Here is a 1,212-nt window from a genome sequence, read left to right as displayed (position 1 = left end):
GACCACGGCGACGAGCGCGGCCGCACCCCACACCCACCACGCCGTGGACCAGTCCCCCGCGACCAGGAGGTCCGCGACCACCACCGCCGTCGCCGCGAGAGCGGGGTGGACGACGCGTCGACCGTGCGGCGCGGCCGCGACGAGCGCCAGGGTCGCCCCGAACGACAGCGCGGCGATCGCTCCCGCTCCCGGGGTGACCTCCGCCGCACTGGTCGCGACCGTCACGAGGAGCGCGGCGGCGACGCCGATCTCGACCCCGGTGCGCCGCGCGTCGTCGTCGACGAGGAGCACACCGACGACGAACGTGAGCACGACCGCGGCGACCAGCGCGGCCAGTCGGACCTGCGCGTCGCCGTCGAGCGCCACCACCAGCGCGCCCGCCGTGCCGGGACCCCAGGCAGCGGCGAGGCCGAGCGCGACGGCACTCCGCAGGCGTGGCGCCCGCACGAGCGCGACGACGACCAGGCCGAGGGTCGAGGCAGCCCACACGACGACGCACGCCCATGGCGCGTCGAGGGCGAGCGCGGGTGCGACGCCGAGCGTCGCGACCGACACCCACGCCCATGGCGCGGGCCCTCCGGCGGGCGTCCCGAAGGTCGTCACGGCCCAGAGCACGAGGGCACCGGCGACGACGCTGCCGGCCAGCAGCACCGCGGACGGGCCGGCGTCGGCGAGCACCGACCAGGCGGTGACGACGGCGACGCTGGTGGCCCCGCCGAGCGACCAGGGGCGCAGGTGCCTCAGGACGCGCCAGCGTGCAGCCCCGAGGACGACGAGGGTCGCTGCGGCACCGAGGGTCCACGCGAGCCAGGGGCGGTCGGTGCCGGGCACGTCGAAGGTCGTGAGGGGGTGGTCGATGCGCTGGCCGCCGGTGGTGGACAGCGCCTCGCCCACCACGGCCAGCAGCTGTGCTCCCCAGGGGAAGAGCGCGAGGGCCACCAGGAGCGACGGCGCGATGCCTGCCGCACGCGCGCCTCGTGCCCACGGTCCTCGTCCGGGGACCCAGACGGCCGGCACCGCGACCGCGGCGAGCACGAGCAGGGCGCCGTACTGCGGAGCGGCCGACCACGCGGGCAGGGCAGCCAGGAGCGTGAGCGTCGAGAGCGCGGCGCCCGCGGAGATCGTGCGGGCCGTGGCGGGCAGCCGGCCGAGCGACGCGGCCCCGGCAGCGACGCCGGCGACGATCGCGAGGGGGACGCCGTGGGCGCCACC

Annotated in this window: 1 protein-coding gene; it reads right to left on the bottom strand. The window is 78.1% G+C overall.

The features are described from left to right. A partial coding sequence (locus NH339_RS18225) for a hypothetical protein (protein ID WP_253027470.1) occupies window positions 1–1,212 on the bottom strand: 1,212 nt, incomplete at both ends.

The sequence above is a fragment of the Aeromicrobium sp. CnD17-E genome (genome assembly GCF_024124745.1).
Taxonomy (GTDB): Bacteria; Actinomycetota; Actinomycetes; order Propionibacteriales; family Nocardioidaceae; genus Aeromicrobium.
This window is presented reverse-complemented; position numbering and strand designations above follow the sequence as displayed.